Genomic DNA, 14,595 nt, shown 5'->3' with positions numbered 1-14,595 from the left:
CTGCACCCGGGAGGGTGTGGGAGAGTAGGTCACCGCCGGACAACCATTACAAGGAAGAGGGCCCCGCACCGACGCGGGGCCCTCACCCATTTAACAAACCCGGATCCGGCTGGATCAGCCGCCGGCACCGCCCGTCGACCCGGTACCGCCCGTCCCGGACGGGAGATCCGTGGGGGACAGGCTGCCTGTAGGAGAAGCGGTGTCGGTGGGGGACGCGTCGCCGGTTCCGGCTCCACCCGTCGTCGCGCCGCCGTTCCCCGGCGTCGGATTGTTCGGCTCGGTCGTGGCATTGGGGGTGGAGCTCGGCAGGATCTCGTCGGATTCCTGGTCGTTGCCGGCGTTGGCGATCAGCGCAATGACAACCACCGCGGCCACGATGACCAGGAGCACCAGGGGAACCCAGAACCGTGTACTGCGGTACCAGGGTGGGCGCTCCCGGCGCGCCCGGTCCTGTGCGTCGCGGTTCCAGTCGCCGGGGCTGGGCAGGTTGTTGGACATGTTCGGCTCCTCAGGGGTGGAGGCCAGCAGTCCCTCCCAGTATGGATGGACGGTGGCCCGGGAGGGGAGCCCCGTGCCGCTACCGGGCGTCGTCGGCGGTCAGGTCGTCGAGTGTGAGGGCGGCGGTGATCAGCGCCAGATGGGATAGTCCCTGCGGGAAGTTACCGAGGAAAGTGTGGTCGGACTCGGTGATCATCTCGGTGAACAGCCCGACGTCGTTAGCCAGGGCAACGGCCTGGTCCATTAGCTCGGCGGCTTCCTCGAGCCGGCCCACGTGCGCCAGCGCCGAGACCATCCAGAAGGTGCAGGCAACGAACGCGCCTTCCTCCTTCTCCGCTCCGCTGAACCGGTACAGCAGCGCTCCGCGCCCGAGCTCGGCACGCAGTGCGTCCAGGGTGGCCGACATCCGTTCGCCCCGGTCGAATCCGCTGATGGCGTGCAGCAGGATGGACGCGTCGAGCTTGTCGCTGCCCGGATACCAGACATACGCCTGCCGCTCCTCGGACCAGCAGTTCTGCTCCACCCAGTTCCGGATGCGGTCCCGTTCGGCGGCCCACCGTTCAGCCCGGCCGGGGATCTGCCCGGTCTCGGCCAGATGCACCGCGCAGTCAAGGGCGTGCCAGCAGCCCAGCTTCGAGGTGGTGAAATGCTGCTCCTCGTGCAGCTCCCACATGCCCGAATCCGGCCGCTGCCAGACGTCGCAGGCCAGATCGGCGAGGTCGGCCAGCATCCGCCCGGTCTCGATGTCCAGCTCGTGTCCGGCGTCGACATACAGCCGCACGATGTTGAACAGGTCGCCGTAGACGCCCATCTGCAGCTGCCCCGCGGCGTCGTTGCCGCACACTACCGGCCCGATATTCCGCCAGCCGGGAGCGTCCTGCAGCTCGGCCAGCGGCGCCGAACTGCCGTCCAGAGCGGTGAAGATGTGCAGGTCGGTGTCCTGGGCGCGTGCCCGGCGAAGCATCCCGGCCACGGCGGCATGGACCTCCTCCCGCAGCCCGAACCGGGTCAGAGCGTTGAGCATGTAGGCCGTGTCCCGGATCCAGGCGTACCGGTAATCCCAGTTCTTCCCGCCGTCCAGGCTCTCCGGAAGCGACGTGGTCGCCGCCGCAGCGATCGCGCCCGAGGGACTGTGGATGAGCAGCTTCAGGGCCAGGGCGCTGCGTTCGACGTCGTCCGCCCAGCGCCCGTCATAACGGAACTCGTCATGCCAGGCCTGCCAGTTGCGGATGGTGCGGTCAATACCGGCGTCGATCATCTCCGGGCCGGGCAGGGGGAGCGGTTCGCCGTGCGTGGAGACCAAAGCGACCAGATGCCGGCTGCCGGGGCCGGTGGTGAACCCGCCGCAGACGCCGCGGTCATCGACCCGGCTGGTCATCTTCCCCATCGTCTGCACGCCGAAGTGGTTCTGCTGCACATGCAGCACGTGGCCGTTGGGGGTTTCCTCCACCCAGGGCGAGGCGGTGCGGAAGCGGCTGCCCGGGCGGACCTCCCACGCCATTTCCACGCTGCCGTCGATGCCTTCGACGCGGCGGGCCAGTTCGCCCCACGGCAGCCGGCCGGCGATCCCGGTATTGAGCGCATCGGTGACACGGACTGAGCCGGTATCCGTGGTGAAGGTGGTCTCCAGGACGTTGGTCCCGGACACGTACCGCCGGCTCACCCGGAACTCCGCGGGCGGGCGGAGGGAGAAGAACCCGCCCCGGCCGGCATCCAGCAGGCGGGCGAAGGAGGGCACCGAATCGAGGTCCGGCGTCGGATACCAGTCCACCGACCCGTCCGCCGCCACCAGGGCGACAGTGCGCCCGTCGCCCAGTGCGGCATAGCTGCGCAGATCAACGTATCCGTCGGTTCGGTCCGGCTGCGGGGCGGCCTCGGCGCTCATGGTCTCCGTTCAACGATCGGCAGCAGATGCAGATGCATCCATAGTAAGCATGCTGTTTAACCTCCGGATCCCGGGACGGAAGCGGATCAGGGGCGCACGGCTGCCGGCGGCTCGAAGATCCAGGGTTCCCGCGGCAGCCGGGCGGGATCGAAGGCCGCCAGCGCTTCAGGCAGCCCGTCCCTGGGCAGGCCGAGGGAACCGAGGACCTGCGCCACCACCTCGGGCACGTCCCAGCCGGCCTCCGCCAGCGCGGCCAGGGTCACCGCGCCGTCGCGCTTGGCCAGCCGCCGGCCCTCCCGGTTGAGCACCAGCGGCACATGCGCGTACTCCACCGGGGGATAGCCGAGCAGCTCCGCCAGGTACGCCTGGCGCGGCGTGGACGGCAGCAGGTCCTCGCCGCGGACCACCTGGTCCACCCCCTGCAGCGCGTCGTCCACCACTACGGCCAGGTTGTAGGCAGGCACGCCGTCATTGCGCAGCAGCACCAGGTCGTCGACGACGCCCGTGTAGTCCCCGTGCAGGACGTCCCGGACCGTGCGCGAGCCGACCCCGGCCCGCAGCCGGAGCGCCGCCGGGCGCTCGCGCCGTCGTCGGGCCCGCTGCTCCTCCGTCAGGTTCCGGCAGGTGCCCGGGTAGGCACCCTCCGGCGCGTGCGGGGCGCGCGGCGCTTCCGCGATCTCGCGGCGGGTGCAGAAACACTCGTAGACCAGGCCGGCGTCCTGCAGCCGGTGCACCGCCTCCCGGTACACGTCGCCGCGCTCGGACTGGCGCACGGCCTGCGCGTCCCAGGTGAGCCCGACGGCGGCCAGGTCCCGCAGCTGCGCCTCGTCGGCTCCGGCGCGGGCCCGGTCCAGGTCCTCCACGCGGACCAGGAAGCTCCGGCCGCTGCTGCGGGCAAACAGCCAGGCAAGGATGGCGGTGCGCAGGTTGCCGATGTGCAGCTCGCCGGAGGGGCTGGGGGCGAAGCGGCCGGCACCGTGGCGGGGGATCAGGGTCTCGGCTGGCACGCCTTCCAGCTTACAAGCGCCGCGCGGACTCCTCCGGCAGCCCGAAGGTGCCCAGCATCTGCGCCAGCAGCCGCCCGCCGCTGGATCCCCATTCGCCGTCGCCGAGGTCGCCGACGAGGTTCAGCAGCTTGGCCCGCAGCGATTTCTCGTCATCGGTGAGGGCCTCGTAGTAGCCGTCGGCGAGCAGGTAGGAATGGCTGTCCGTGGCGTGCGCGAGCAGCATGTCCAGGAACATCTCCAGGGTGCGGGCCGCTTCCGGCACGTCACGCTCCTCACCGCGGCTCATCGGAACCAGCTCGAGCCGGTTCTCCCACGCGCGGCGGTCCAGCGGATCCACGAACAGGGTGAGGGCGGTGGCCAGCTCCGGGTGGGACTGCTCATCCCGGGGCAGCGCCTGCTGGACGGCGTGGACGATCTCATGGAAGTGGTCGTCGGCCAGACCGAATCCCACGAAGAGCAGGTGCTGGGTGATGAAGGTGGCCTTGACCAGGGCCGAGAGCGCGTCCCGGCGGGAGTTGTAGCCGAGGTAATCGTCCCGGGTGAGCACAATGGACTCGGGCCGGGTCACCGAGCCGTGCAGCTTCAGCAGCCAGCGGGCGCTGCGGCTGGTCGCCTCCTCGGGAATCACCGTGCGCGGCAGCCCGGCGTCGTCTGCCGCCATCTCGAACAGCGAGTCGTAGTTCAGCGTGATGGACTGGGTGGTGGGCAGGGTGGCGAGCAGGGCCGGCGCCAGCCCGTACCGGGGCAGGTCCAGCTCCCGGGCAATGGCGGTGTTGAAGTCCTCGAGCCCGCTGTCTTCGAAGATGCGGCGCAGGATGCTGGCCTGGTCCAGCGGGTTTTTCATCGCGAGCCGGTCCCGGGCCTCCGGCTCCAGGCCCGCCCGCACGGCCAGGCGGCGCAGCAGCTGTTTCCAGCTGGGCCCGCCGGCGCTGATGCTCACGCCGCCGCCCATGAAGGGCACCAGCTGCCCCGCGTGGGCGATGTCCGCCAGCTCGACGGCCTTGCGCTGCAGGTCCTCGGCCAGCTCGTCCCACCATCCCTCCGTGCGGCGCCGGATGGCCTCCGCCATGGCGAAGTCCTTCTCGTCCTTGAGCACCAGGACCACATCCACCCCGTGCTCGGCCGCCGACTCCCGGACCTGCTCCAGCAGCTGCCGCATGGCATCGCCCCGCACCGCGCCGGCACCGCCGCCGCCGGTGCCGAACAGCGGCATGGCCAGCAGCGGGTTGGGCCGGGCCGAGGCCAGGCGCGGGGCATCGGCGGAGCCGTGGCGCCCGGCGTCCGACGCCGCGGCCCTGCTGTCCCGCTCCCGGCGGCGGAGGCGCGCGTGGCGGGCTCCCGCGGCGATGAAGCTGCGCAGGGCCGGGCGGAAGTCCTCGACCTGTTCGGTGGCATGGAAGGGACCGGCCGTGGGGATGGGCATCGGCTCCTCCACCGGCCATCCGGTGAGCGGATTGGCCAGGATGCGGCCGTCGTCGAACTCCGGGCAGTGGTGGGCCGGAAGGGCGGTTTCCAGGCCCGGCACGTCCCGCAGCCAATGCGGCCGGACGTGGGAATGCCGGTCGCTGGGAAGCAGCCATCCGTCGCAGGCAATGTTGGTGACGTTGCCCATCGTGACGAATACGTGCGATCCGGCCATGGACCCATTATGGCCGGTAGGGTCAAAGACAGCAGCTGGAACAACAGGGGGGGACAGTGGACAGACAGCAGGAGCCGCAGCAACCGCAGGAACCGGACGACGACCGGTCCGGAGCCGACGGCGGTCCGGCCGACGAACCTCCGATGACGCCCTGGGGGCACGCGCCGGGAAATCCCTACGTGCAGGGCGACCCTACTTCGCCGGGCGCGCCCTATGGGCAGGGCGCCTACGGGCCGGCAGGGCCTGCGGGGCCAGGAGACGCGGGTTATCCGGGCTACCCCGGTGCCGCGGGGCCGGCAGGGTATCCGGGAAACGCCGGTGCGGGTTCCCCGGGGTACCCGGGCTATTCCGGCTACCCGGCAGGTCCGGGCTATTCCGGCTACCCGGGCTACGGGCCGGCCGGGTACGCCGGCATCCCGGGTGCGGTTCCGGAGCCGGGCAAAGGACTGGGCATCGGCGCGCTTGTCACCGGAGGCCTGGCCCTGCTGACCTGCTGGATTCCCTTCGTGAACGTGGTGGCGGTCCTCCTGGGACTCGTCGCCGTCGGACTGGGCATTGCAGCCACGGTGAAAGGCAGCCGGGCCGGCACCAGCGGCAAGCCGATGGGCATCACCGCCATCGTGCTGGGAGCCGTCGCCGCTGTCGTTGCGGTGCTGATCAACATCGCCTTGTCGGCCGCCTTCTACAGCTCGGTGGAGGAGGTTCCGGGGCCGGTGGCGGACGAGCCGTACCCGCTGACCGAAACCGAGGGGTACGAAGACTATTCGTACGACCTGGCCCGGTCCACCGTCGAAGAGATCCTGGCCGCGCCGTCGTCCGCCCCCGGCGAGAGCGCGACGGTGGGAACCTACACGGTCACCCTTGCCGAGATGAACCTGGACGCCACGGAGGAAGTCCTGGACCGCTTCCCCGAGACCCCGGAGCCGCGCGACGCATACGCGCTGTTCACCTTCACCGGCACCTACAACGGCACTGAGCCCGGGATGCCCTGGCTGGACCTGCAGGCTGAGTTCGTGGGAGCCGACGGGCGCAGCTACAGCCCGCTCAGCTGCCCGATGCAGCGCGATCCCAGCCGCTTTGACCAGCCCCGCCCGGAACGAGGGGCCGAAATTACACGCGAGGTCTGCATCGCGCTGCCGCCGGAGGCCCTCGGACCGGACGCCAGGATCGGGCTGCAGATGGTCCTGGCCGAGTCCGGCAACGACGACGTCTACTGGCGCCTGCCCTGATGTGATTTGCTCTCCGGCGGCCGGAAACCGCCGCCGGGGAGCGCATCCCGGCCACGGCGGCGGTATCGTCGTGGCCGGGGCCGGGAAGTCCCTCCGGCCGAAACGGCGAGGCGACGGAGGACGCAGCATGACTGCATCCAGCGGACACAACGCGGCACGGGGCAGGCAGCCGTCCGAGGGCTTCGGCTGGTCCACCTACCTGGTGGGGATCATCATGACCCTGCTGGTCATCGCGCAGGGGGTCGCCACGGGATTTCCCGGCCTGCTGGGATCGGCAGGCCTGATCGCCTTGGGAACCGGGCTGTACTCCCTGCTCACCGGGCGGGAGTCCTGGCTTCACCTGCACAGCCGCGTGGCGGCGGGGGTCTGGCTGGCGGCCGGGCTGGCCGCCTCGGTGGTGGCGACCATCCTGCACTGGAACCTCGGGGCGGACTGATCCGGGCAACCCCTGCAGCTGCCGATAAGCGCATGCGGGCGAGCAGCGGCGCCCGTCGTCCCGCACGTAGCACGGCTACCCGAAATCGGAGCGGCGGAGCCGCTGGGCTAAGCTGAATGTCGGCTAAATCACGCCGAACTGAAGCAACTCTCCGCATCTGCGGACCGATGCAAGGATCCACCCCCCATGAATTCACGACGACGTTGGGTTGTCATTCTCTGCTGGCTGACCGTGGTCTTCGAGGGCTTCGATATCGTGGCGTTCGGTGCCGCGATTCCCACCCTGCTGGACACCGGCTACGCGGGCATGACCTCCGCCGGCGCCACCTACATCTCCACCATTTCGCTCGTCGGCATCGGCCTGGGAGCCGCCCTGATCGGCCCGATCTCCGACCGGTTCGGCCGCAGGGTGCCGCTGATCGTCTGCGTCATCGTGTTCTCCGTCTTCACCCTGCTGCTGCCCCTGGTGCCCAACGTGGCCATGATGGGCGTGCTGCGCCTGCTGGCCGGACTGGGCATGGGCGCCTGCATGCCGGTGGCGATCACCGCGATGCAGGAAGCCGCCCCGGCCAACGCCAAGGCCAACTCCAGCACCATCACCATGACCGGGTACCACGTGGGCGCCGTCCTCGCCTCGTTGCTGGCGATCGCCCTGGGCAGCAACTGGCAGTGGCTGTTCTATGGGGGAGGCCTCCTCGGCCTGGTGGCTGCGGCCGTCATGTGGGCCAAGCTGCCCGAGACCGGTGAAGCCGCCCGCTCCGCCGACGCCCGCCGCGAACGCGTGCCTGTCTCCACGCTGCTGCGCGGCAGCTACCTGCGCGTCACCCTGGGCCTCTGGGTCGCCGCCTTCATGGGCCTGCTGCTGGTCTACGGGCTGAACACCTGGCTGCCCCAGATCATGCGCGGCGCCGGGTACAACGTGGCCGATGCCCTGACCCTGCTGTTGATCATGAACCTGGGCGCCGTCATCGGGCTGCTCGTGGGCGGGCGCATCGCCGACGCCCGCGGCCCCAAGGGCACCACTATGGTCTGGTTCGGCTGCGCCGCCGTCCTCCTGGCGCTCCTGAGCATCCGGCTGGAGAACGCCCTGGTCCTCAACGCCGTGGTGCTGGTGACCGGCGTGTTTGTCTTCTGCGCGCAGGTGCTGCTCTACGGCTTCGTCGGCTACCTCTACCCGAGCCGCCTCGTGGGCACGGGCATGGGCTTCGTCGCCGGCGTCGGCCGCCTTGGTGCCATTGTCGGTCCCTGGGCCACCGGCTCCCTGGTCACCGCCGGCATCGCCTATCCGTTCGGGTTCTACCTGTTCGCTGCCGCCGCCGTCCTCGGCGTCGTGGCCGTCGCCGTGATTCCCCGCCCAGCGCGGGTTGCGGAGGAACCGGCGGCCGAATCCGGGGAGGCCGTGCGGGCGGGCGGGCCGGCCGCCGGCTGACGGGAACCAGGGAAAACCGTGATCCATCCGAACGGGAGCCTGCCCACGCCCGGCTACCCGGCCCCCGATCCCGGCCGTCCCGGGTATCCCGGCCGGCCAGGCTCTTCGGGCCAGGCCGGGGGGCCCGGGCGGCCGGGCGGGGCTGCCCGCGGCTTCGGCCTGGCGGCCCTCATCGTCGGGCTGGTTGCCCTGCTGCTGTGCTGGGTTCCGCTGGTCAACCTCCTCCTTATTCCGGTCGGGGCAGCCGGCGTCGGGCTGGCCGTCACCGCATTGGTCCTGGGCCGACGGAGCCGCAGCGGACGAGGCCTGGCGGTTGCCGGGCTGGTGCTGTCGGCGGCCGGGATCGTGGGAGCGGGCCTGGCCCACGCGTTCTACTCCAGCCTTGTCGACAACACGGTGCAGTCAGTGGAACAGGCGCACGAAGAGTTCGTCGAGGATTACAACGAGCTGCGGGATGGCAGCACCGACAAGGTGTTCGACCTGGGCGACACCCTCCGGGTAGGCAACTACCAGGTGGCGGTCACCGCCGCGGAGGCCGGCACCGGGGAGCGCCCGGCGTCGCCCCCGGAAACGGACCGCAGCGTCCCGGTGCTGCTGTCCATGCGGAACGTCGGCGACGCCGACGGCGACCCCGGGCAGGACCTGGTCCTGGGGCTGCGGGGCGCCGACGGCGTCCGCTACCCGGCCGCGCCGTGTCCGGACGGTGACGGACGCTCCCTCGAAGGGGCGGGGCGGCTCGCGCCCGAGCAGTCGGCGGACGTCCGGATGTGCGTCCAGGCTCCGGGCGATGCGTTTGACCTCGGCCGGCTCGGTGCGGACGAGATCGCCGTCTACATGGCACCTGCAGGCGGCGGCGAGGAGCACTCCGTGTACTGGGCGCTCGCGGAACGGTATCCCCGCCCCGTTTCCTGACCCCGCCGCCCCGCAGAGCGGTTTCGGCGTCAGCGAGGCTGCCGGGGCGGGCGTCAGCCAGCCGGCCGGGGAAGGAGCGGATGCTCCGCCCGGGCGCGGATCTGCTGCACCACCCAGCTGTTGCCGTCCGGGTCCTGGAAGTTGAACATCGTCCCGCCGTCGCGGTCGTCGAGGACCATGATCTCCCCGGCGTCCACCCCGTTGGCGACGAGCTGCTCCCGGGCCTGCTCGGCGTCGGACACCACCAGCTGCAGCCCGTGCAGGGAGCCCGGCGGCATCTGCTCGGCGCCGGGCAGCGTGCCCACGACAATCGAACAGCCGGATCCCGGTGGGGTGAGCTGGGCGAAGTTCACCGGACCCGCATTGGTGTGATGGTCCAGGGCAAAGCCCAGCTGCCCGCCGTAGAAGGCGATCGCCCGGTCCACGTCGCTGACCGGAACGGCCACGACCTCCAGCGTCCAATCCATGGTCTTTCCTTCCTGACGCGTCCGGCGCGCTCCGGGACGCCGACGGTCAGGCCGGCCCCGGCGGGCCGGCCAGCAGGAACTCCAGCCGGTCGTAGCCCTGCCGCATGCCCTCTTCCATCCCGGCGGCGGCCCATTGGTCCCGCGATTCTACGGACGGATACACCGAGTGTCCCGACAGCAGGCTCCGGCCGCCGGGCAGGGACGTGAAATAGGTGTGTTCCAGGGACGGCTCGTCGGTGTCGTACCCCTCGAACTCGAACGAGTACAGGAGGAATTCGTTCTCCCGAATCGTGTGGAAGACGCCCCGGAAGGCGAACTCGACGCCGTCGTCGCCGGCCTGCACCAGGCGGAAGGAGCCGCCCTCGCCCGCGTCGAAACCGTCCAGCCGGCTGGTCAGCCGGTGCGGCCCGATCCACTGCACGTACAGGTCCGGATCCATGTGCGCCCGGAAGAGGGCGGAAACTGGAGCCTCGAACTCGCGGCGGAAGTCGGCGAACGGGACGCCGGGAGGCAGGCTCAGGTGCAGCGCGTTCTTCATGCCCAGCCCCAGGCGGAGGGGCCGGCCCAGCCTTCGAGCTGATCAGCCAGGCCCCAGGCGCCCGGGGAATCGCTGGCGAGCAGGTCCTCGAGCCGGTCGAGCCCGCCGCCCCACAGGGCGGCCAGCGCGGCGTCCGCGGCCTGGTCCCGCAGCTGCTGCGTGGAATAGACGGAATGCCCGCTCAGGAGAGTGCCGCCGTCGGGCAGCGGGGCGAAGCGCAGGAAGCCGATGGTCGCGGCATCAGGGTCACCGGAGTCGAGGGTCTGGATGACCAGTTCCTGCCAACGCACGGTATGGAAGACTCCGGTGAAGGTGCTGGCCGTCCCGTCCACCGCCCGCTGGCAGTAACTGAAGCTGCCGCCGGTGCTGAAGTCATACCGGCTGATTTCCGTCCTGGTGCCGGACGCGCCCATCCACTGCGCCAGGAGCTCGGGATCGGCGTGGGCGGCGTAGACATCGGCGGGCGGGAACCCGAATTCCCGATGCCAGCCGATGAACGGCAGATCGGAGGGAACCGTCAGCTGCAGCGGTTGGGTCATGAGGACGTCCTTTGCTCGAGCAGGAACCCCCGGTACTGCCGGAACCGGCTGGCCCGGCCCCATCATTCACCTGCAGATGAGCGCAACCACTTTCAGTGATAACACCGCTCAACCCGATGCAACCCCCGGACCGGAAACTTTTCCTGCCGTCCTGGTCCGTCCCCTTCCGCGGCCCCCGCCTGACCTGCCTTTTCTGTCCGTGTGCTGTCCGTGCCGTAACGATGCCCGAGGCATGGTAGACACGAAGCATGGCAATCACAGCATTCAAATCCAGCCCCGTCAGCACCAGCGGCAACCTGCCCGCCGTGGGGGAGACCGCCCCCGCCTTCGACCTCGTCGGCACCGATCTGGCGCCCGTGCGGTCGGCCGACTTCCCCGGCCGGCGCATCGTGCTGAACATCTTCCCCAGCGTGGACACCGGCGTCTGCGCCCAGAGCGTGCGCCGCTTCAACGAACTCGCGGCGGATCTTCCGGACACCGCCGTCATCTGCGTGTCCAAGGACCTGCCGTTCGCCCTGGCCCGCTTCTGCGGCGCGGAGGGCCTGGCCAACGTGACCGCGGCCTCCGCGTTCCGCTCCGGTTTCGGTGAGGACTTCGGACTGACCCAGCAGGACGGGCCGCTCAGCGGCCTGCTCGCCCGCGCCGTCGTCGTGCTCGATGCCGAGGGCACCGTCACCTACACGCAGCTGGTTCCCGAAATCACCACCGAACCGGACTACGACGCCGTGCTGGCGGTGCTGGCCTAAGGAGCGCTCCTCCCGGCGGTACCGTCGGATCTGGTCCCGTCCGGAGACCGGCGGTACCGTGGACGGCGATGGCCGCCGTTGAACCGGGCTGGGCGTCCCGCCGCCCGGCCGGCGGCGCCGCCTGGAAAGGTCCGGTCCATGACGGAGAAGACGGACTTCAAGAAAAGCCTGGACGCGTACCGGGCCAAACGGAACGGGTTCCGGCTGGTCGATGTGCCGGAGCTGCAGTACCTGATGGTCGACGGGCACGGCGATCCCAATTCGTCGCCGGCCTTCCAGGACGCGATCCAGGCGCTGTATCCGCTGGCCTACAAGCTGAAGTTCGCCAGCAAGCGCGACCTCGGCCGGGACTACACGGTCATGCCCCTGGAGGGCCTGTGGTGGGCCGCGGACATGGAGAACTTCACCACGGCCCGGGACAAGTCGCAGTGGAACTGGACGCTGATGATCATGGTGCCGGACTGGATCGACGCCGCGATGCTCGACCGTGCCCGGGAACAGGTCGCAGGCGCTGCGGCCGACGACGCCGACGCGTCCCGGCTGCGCGGGGTGCGGCTGGAAACGCTCGCGGAGGGCCGCTGCGTGCAGACCCTGCACGTGGGCTCCTTCGATGACGAGGCCGGCATCCTGGCCGCCCTGCACGGCGGATACCTGCCGGAGCACGGCCTGGCCCCGAGCGGCCGGCACCACGAGATCTACCTAAGCGACTTCCGCCGGACGGCGCCGGAGAAGCTGCGCACCATCCTGCGCCAGCCGGTCACCGACGTGGACTAGCCCAGGGGCCCGCCCAGAACGCCTTCGACGGCGGCCAGCAGCCGGCCGCCGCGCACCAGCTCCACGGCTGCGGCGATCTCCGGTGCGAGATACCGATCCGGCCCGGGCCCGTCCACCACCTCCCGCAGCGTGCGCCGCGCGGCGGCCAGCGGCGGTGACGACATCCCCTCCGGCGCAGTCCCGTCCGGGGCGCCGGCCCTGCCGCCGGCTGCTCCGGCGTCGCGCAGGTCCAGCGCCCGCACCGCGGTGAGGATCTCAATGGCCAGCACCTGCTCCAGGCCGGCCACGGCGCGGCGCAGCTTCAGCCCGGCGGCCCAGCCCATGGACACGTGGTCCTCCTGCATGGCCGAGGACGGAATCGAATCCACCGAGGCGGGCACGGCCAGCCGCTTGAGCTCCGAGACGATGCCGGCCTGCGTGTACTGGGCGATCATGTGCCCGGAGTCCACCCCGGGATCGGCGGCCAGGAACGGCGGCAGGCCATGGCTGCGGTTGCGGTCCAGGAACCGGTCGGTGCGCCGTTCCGACATCGACGCCAGGTCCGCGGCCGCGATGGCCAGGAAATCCAGCACGTAGCCCACCGGCGCGCCGTGGAAGTTGCCGTTGGACTCCACCCGCCCGTCCGCCGTGACCACCGGATTGTCGATGGCGCTGGCCAGCTCGATCGCCGCCACCGATTCGGCGTGCGCCAGCGTGGCCCGCACCGCGCCGTGCACCTGCGGGGCGCAGCGCAGCGAATACGCATCCTGCACCCTCGTATATGCGTGCTCGCCACGCGCGGCCCGGCTGCGGATCCGGGCGGAACCGGCCAGCAGCCGGCGCAGGTTCGCGGCGGAGGCCAGCTGCCCCGGATGCGGGCGCAGCGCGTGCAGGTCCTCGGCGAAGACGTCGTCGGTGCCCAGCAGCCCCTCGACCGACAGGGCGGCGGCCAGGTCGGCGGTGGCGGCGAGCCGGCGCAGATCCGCAGCGGCCAGCACCAGCATGCCCAGCATCCCGTCGGTGCCGTTGACCAGGGCCAGGCCCTCCTTTTCCTGCAGCACCAGCGGCTCGATGCCGGCGTCGGCCAGCGCCTTGCCCGCCGGGCGCAGCTCGCCGTCGGCGGTACGCACCTCGCCCTCACCCATCGCCGCCAGGGCACAGTGGCTCAGCGGCGCCAGATCCCCGGAGCAGCCCAGCGAACCGTATTCGCGCACCACCGGGGTGAGCCCGGCGTTCAGCAGCGCGGCGTAGGCGTGCGCGACGGCGGGGCGGACCCCGGTGCGCCCGGTGGCCATGGTGTGCAGCCGGTTGAGCATCAGCGCCCGCACCACCTCGCGGTCCACCTCGCTGCCGGAGGACGCGGCGTGGGACCGGATCAGCGAGCGCTGCAGCGCCTCGCGCTGCGGCACCGGGATCTGCCGGGTGGCCAGGGCGCCGAACCCGGTGGAGACGCCGTAGTGCGGCCGCTCGTCGTCGATCAGCGCCTCGATCACGGCGCGGGAGGCCTCCATCGCGGCCAGCGACGCCGGGGCCAGGGCCACCGGACGGCCGTGGCGGGCCACGGCGACGACGTCGGCAGGTGCCAGCGGCTGCGGGCCGACCTGGACCGGTTCCGTGGTGGGGGCGGGGGATACGTGCACGGCGCTGTCCACGAAGCTCCTTTCGGCCGGCGGGAGCAGTGACGCCCTCTTGCCAGCAGTTGAAACGCGAGTTTCAATAAGTGAAACGCCGAAACCGTCGAGTTGCAAGGGGATCCCGTGCCGGAAACCGCCACCCGCACCGTCGAGCGGGCCCTGGACGTGCTGGGGGCGGTCTGTGCCGCGGGCTCGACCAGCCTGGCCGACGCCGCCCGCGCCGCCGGCCTGTCCGCCTCCACTGCGCTGCGGCTGCTGCGCACCCTGGAGGGCAGCGGCTTCGTCCGCCGCGACGGCGACGGTGGGTGGCGGCCCGGCCTGCGCCTGGTGCAGCTGGGCGCCCAGGCGCTCGGACACGAGGAGCTGGTGACGCTGGCCGCTCCGGCGCTGTCCCGCCTGGTCGCCGGGACCGGGGAGTCAGCCTATCTCGCGGTGCCCGGGCCCGTGGCCGGAGAGGCGGTGTACCTCGCCGTGCATGAGGGCACGCGCTCGGTGCGGCACACGTCCTGGGTAGGCCGCAGCCTTCCCCTGGCCGGCACAGCCGTGGGCGCCGCACTGGCCGGACAGCTGGGCGAAGGCGGCTACGTCGTCGCGGACAGCGCGGTGGAGGAAGACGTCACCGCCGTCGCCGCCCCGGTCACCGCCGGCAGCGGCAGCCACGCCCGCATCGTCGCCGCCCTGTCCGTCGTTGCCCCGTCCTACCGCACCGATGCGGCCCGCACCGCCGAGCTGGGCCGCCTGGTCGCCGCCGCGGCCGCCGGCGTGCTGGCCGTGCCGCCGCCCCGGACCGCCGCAGCGGCGGACCCGCACGCGGCCGGGCCGCCCGTTCCTGCCCGGTAAGCCGGGCCGTCCGTGCACCACGCCATCCGTCAAAGGAGACCCCG

15 protein-coding genes are annotated in these 14,595 nt (G+C 71.3%); 7 read left to right on the top strand and 8 right to left on the bottom strand.

Annotated features, from left to right (window positions below):
- Nucleotides 1-114 precede the first annotated feature (114 nt).
- From AC5RUW_RS11295 to AC5RUW_RS11280, 4 genes are all read right to left on the bottom strand, one after another.
- Complete coding sequence (locus AC5RUW_RS11295; RefSeq protein ID WP_494160788.1) at nt 115-498, bottom strand: hypothetical protein; 384 nt, start codon at nt 496-498, stop codon at nt 115-117.
- 79 nt (nt 499-577) lie between these two features.
- Nucleotides 578-2,383 carry a glycoside hydrolase family 15 protein gene (locus tag AC5RUW_RS11290; RefSeq protein WP_494160787.1) on the bottom strand — a complete coding sequence of 602 codons (1,806 nt, stop codon included), beginning with the start codon at nt 2,381-2,383 and terminating at the stop codon, nt 578-580.
- Between the two features lie 86 nt (nt 2,384-2,469).
- The gene (gluQRS, locus tag AC5RUW_RS11285) at nt 2,470-3,390 is read right to left on the bottom strand and encodes a tRNA glutamyl-Q(34) synthetase GluQRS (protein ID WP_494160786.1); all 921 of its coding nucleotides are present in this window, start codon (nt 3,388-3,390) and stop codon (nt 2,470-2,472) included.
- Nucleotides 3,391-3,400: 10 nt separating this feature from the next.
- A complete protein-coding gene (locus AC5RUW_RS11280) occupies nt 3,401-5,029 on the bottom strand; it encodes an SIR2 family protein (RefSeq protein ID WP_494160785.1) in 1,629 nt (542 codons plus the stop codon).
- 56 nt (nt 5,030-5,085) lie between these two features.
- Here AC5RUW_RS11280 and AC5RUW_RS11275 point away from each other — a divergent pair, with 56 nt between their 5' ends.
- From AC5RUW_RS11275 to AC5RUW_RS11260, 4 genes are all read left to right on the top strand, one after another.
- A complete protein-coding gene (locus AC5RUW_RS11275; RefSeq protein WP_494160784.1) occupies nt 5,086-6,258 on the top strand; it encodes a hypothetical protein in 1,173 nt (390 codons plus the stop codon).
- A gap of 127 nt (nt 6,259-6,385) precedes the next feature.
- Entirely contained in the window at nt 6,386-6,694 is a 309-nt protein-coding gene (locus AC5RUW_RS11270; protein WP_494160783.1) for a hypothetical protein, read from the top strand.
- Between the two features lie 186 nt (nt 6,695-6,880).
- Nucleotides 6,881-8,122 carry an MFS transporter gene (locus AC5RUW_RS11265; protein ID WP_494160782.1) on the top strand — a complete coding sequence of 414 codons (1,242 nt, stop codon included), beginning with the start codon at nt 6,881-6,883 and terminating at the stop codon, nt 8,120-8,122.
- A gap of 18 nt (nt 8,123-8,140) precedes the next feature.
- Nucleotides 8,141-9,034, top strand: a complete 894-nt coding sequence (locus AC5RUW_RS11260) for a DUF4190 domain-containing protein (RefSeq protein WP_494160781.1) — start codon at nt 8,141-8,143, stop codon at nt 9,032-9,034.
- Nucleotides 9,035-9,087: 53 nt separating this feature from the next.
- Here the strand turns inward: AC5RUW_RS11260 and AC5RUW_RS11255 are convergent, their stop codons facing one another.
- Genes AC5RUW_RS11255 through AC5RUW_RS11245 form a run of 3 tightly spaced genes read right to left on the bottom strand, consistent with a single transcriptional unit; the run spans nt 9,088 to nt 10,578 of the window.
- Nucleotides 9,088-9,501: a VOC family protein gene (locus AC5RUW_RS11255; protein ID WP_494160780.1), complete on the bottom strand. Its 414-nt coding sequence runs from the start codon at nt 9,499-9,501 to the stop codon at nt 9,088-9,090.
- 46 nt (nt 9,502-9,547) lie between these two features.
- The gene (locus tag AC5RUW_RS11250) at nt 9,548-10,039 is read right to left on the bottom strand and encodes an SRPBCC domain-containing protein (protein WP_494160779.1); all 492 of its coding nucleotides are present in this window, start codon (nt 10,037-10,039) and stop codon (nt 9,548-9,550) included.
- Entirely contained in the window at nt 10,036-10,578 is a 543-nt protein-coding gene (locus tag AC5RUW_RS11245; RefSeq protein ID WP_494160778.1) for an SRPBCC domain-containing protein, read from the bottom strand. The genes AC5RUW_RS11250 and AC5RUW_RS11245 overlap by 4 nt, the downstream gene beginning before the upstream one ends.
- Nucleotides 10,579-10,826: 248 nt before the next feature.
- Between AC5RUW_RS11245 and tpx the strand changes: the two genes are divergently transcribed.
- Both tpx and AC5RUW_RS11235 read left to right on the top strand, forming a co-directional pair.
- A complete protein-coding gene (gene tpx / locus AC5RUW_RS11240) occupies nt 10,827-11,324 on the top strand; it encodes a thiol peroxidase (RefSeq protein WP_494160777.1) in 498 nt (165 codons plus the stop codon).
- 138 nt (nt 11,325-11,462) lie between these two features.
- Entirely contained in the window at nt 11,463-12,098 is a 636-nt protein-coding gene (locus AC5RUW_RS11235) for a GyrI-like domain-containing protein (RefSeq protein WP_494160776.1), read from the top strand.
- On the opposite strand, the gene hutH is transcribed toward AC5RUW_RS11235, so the two are convergent.
- Nucleotides 12,095-13,729 carry a histidine ammonia-lyase gene (gene hutH / locus AC5RUW_RS11230; protein WP_494160775.1) on the bottom strand — a complete coding sequence of 545 codons (1,635 nt, stop codon included), beginning with the start codon at nt 13,727-13,729 and terminating at the stop codon, nt 12,095-12,097. The genes AC5RUW_RS11235 and hutH overlap by 4 nt on opposite strands.
- 105 nt (nt 13,730-13,834) lie before the next feature.
- Between hutH and AC5RUW_RS11225 the strand changes: the two genes are divergently transcribed.
- Entirely contained in the window at nt 13,835-14,551 is a 717-nt protein-coding gene (locus AC5RUW_RS11225; protein ID WP_494160774.1) for an IclR family transcriptional regulator, read from the top strand.
- Nucleotides 14,552-14,595: the final 44 nt, after the last annotated feature.

Source organism: Arthrobacter sp. Y3222053 (genome assembly GCF_059092805.1).
The sequence above is the reverse complement of the archived record's forward strand: the minus strand, read 5'-3'. Positions and strand labels throughout refer to the sequence as shown.

Coding starts and splice junctions, on each gene's coding strand:
- AC5RUW_RS11295 (WP_494160788.1), bottom strand. CDS start 498: ATGTCCAACAACCTGCCCAGCCCCGGCGACTGGAACCGCGACGCACAG.
- AC5RUW_RS11290 (WP_494160787.1), bottom strand. CDS start 2,383: ATGAGCGCCGAGGCCGCCCCGCAGCCGGACCGAACCGACGGATACGTT.
- AC5RUW_RS11280 (WP_494160785.1), bottom strand. CDS start 5,029: ATGGCCGGATCGCACGTATTCGTCACGATGGGCAACGTCACCAACATT.
- AC5RUW_RS11270 (WP_494160783.1), top strand. CDS start 6,386: ATGACTGCATCCAGCGGACACAACGCGGCACGGGGCAGGCAGCCGTCC.
- AC5RUW_RS11265 (WP_494160782.1), top strand. CDS start 6,881: ATGAATTCACGACGACGTTGGGTTGTCATTCTCTGCTGGCTGACCGTG.
- AC5RUW_RS11255 (WP_494160780.1), bottom strand. CDS start 9,501: ATGGATTGGACGCTGGAGGTCGTGGCCGTTCCGGTCAGCGACGTGGAC.
- AC5RUW_RS11250 (WP_494160779.1), bottom strand. CDS start 10,039: ATGAAGAACGCGCTGCACCTGAGCCTGCCTCCCGGCGTCCCGTTCGCC.
- AC5RUW_RS11245 (WP_494160778.1), bottom strand. CDS start 10,578: ATGACCCAACCGCTGCAGCTGACGGTTCCCTCCGATCTGCCGTTCATC.
- tpx (WP_494160777.1), top strand. CDS start 10,827: ATGGCAATCACAGCATTCAAATCCAGCCCCGTCAGCACCAGCGGCAAC.
- AC5RUW_RS11235 (WP_494160776.1), top strand. CDS start 11,463: ATGACGGAGAAGACGGACTTCAAGAAAAGCCTGGACGCGTACCGGGCC.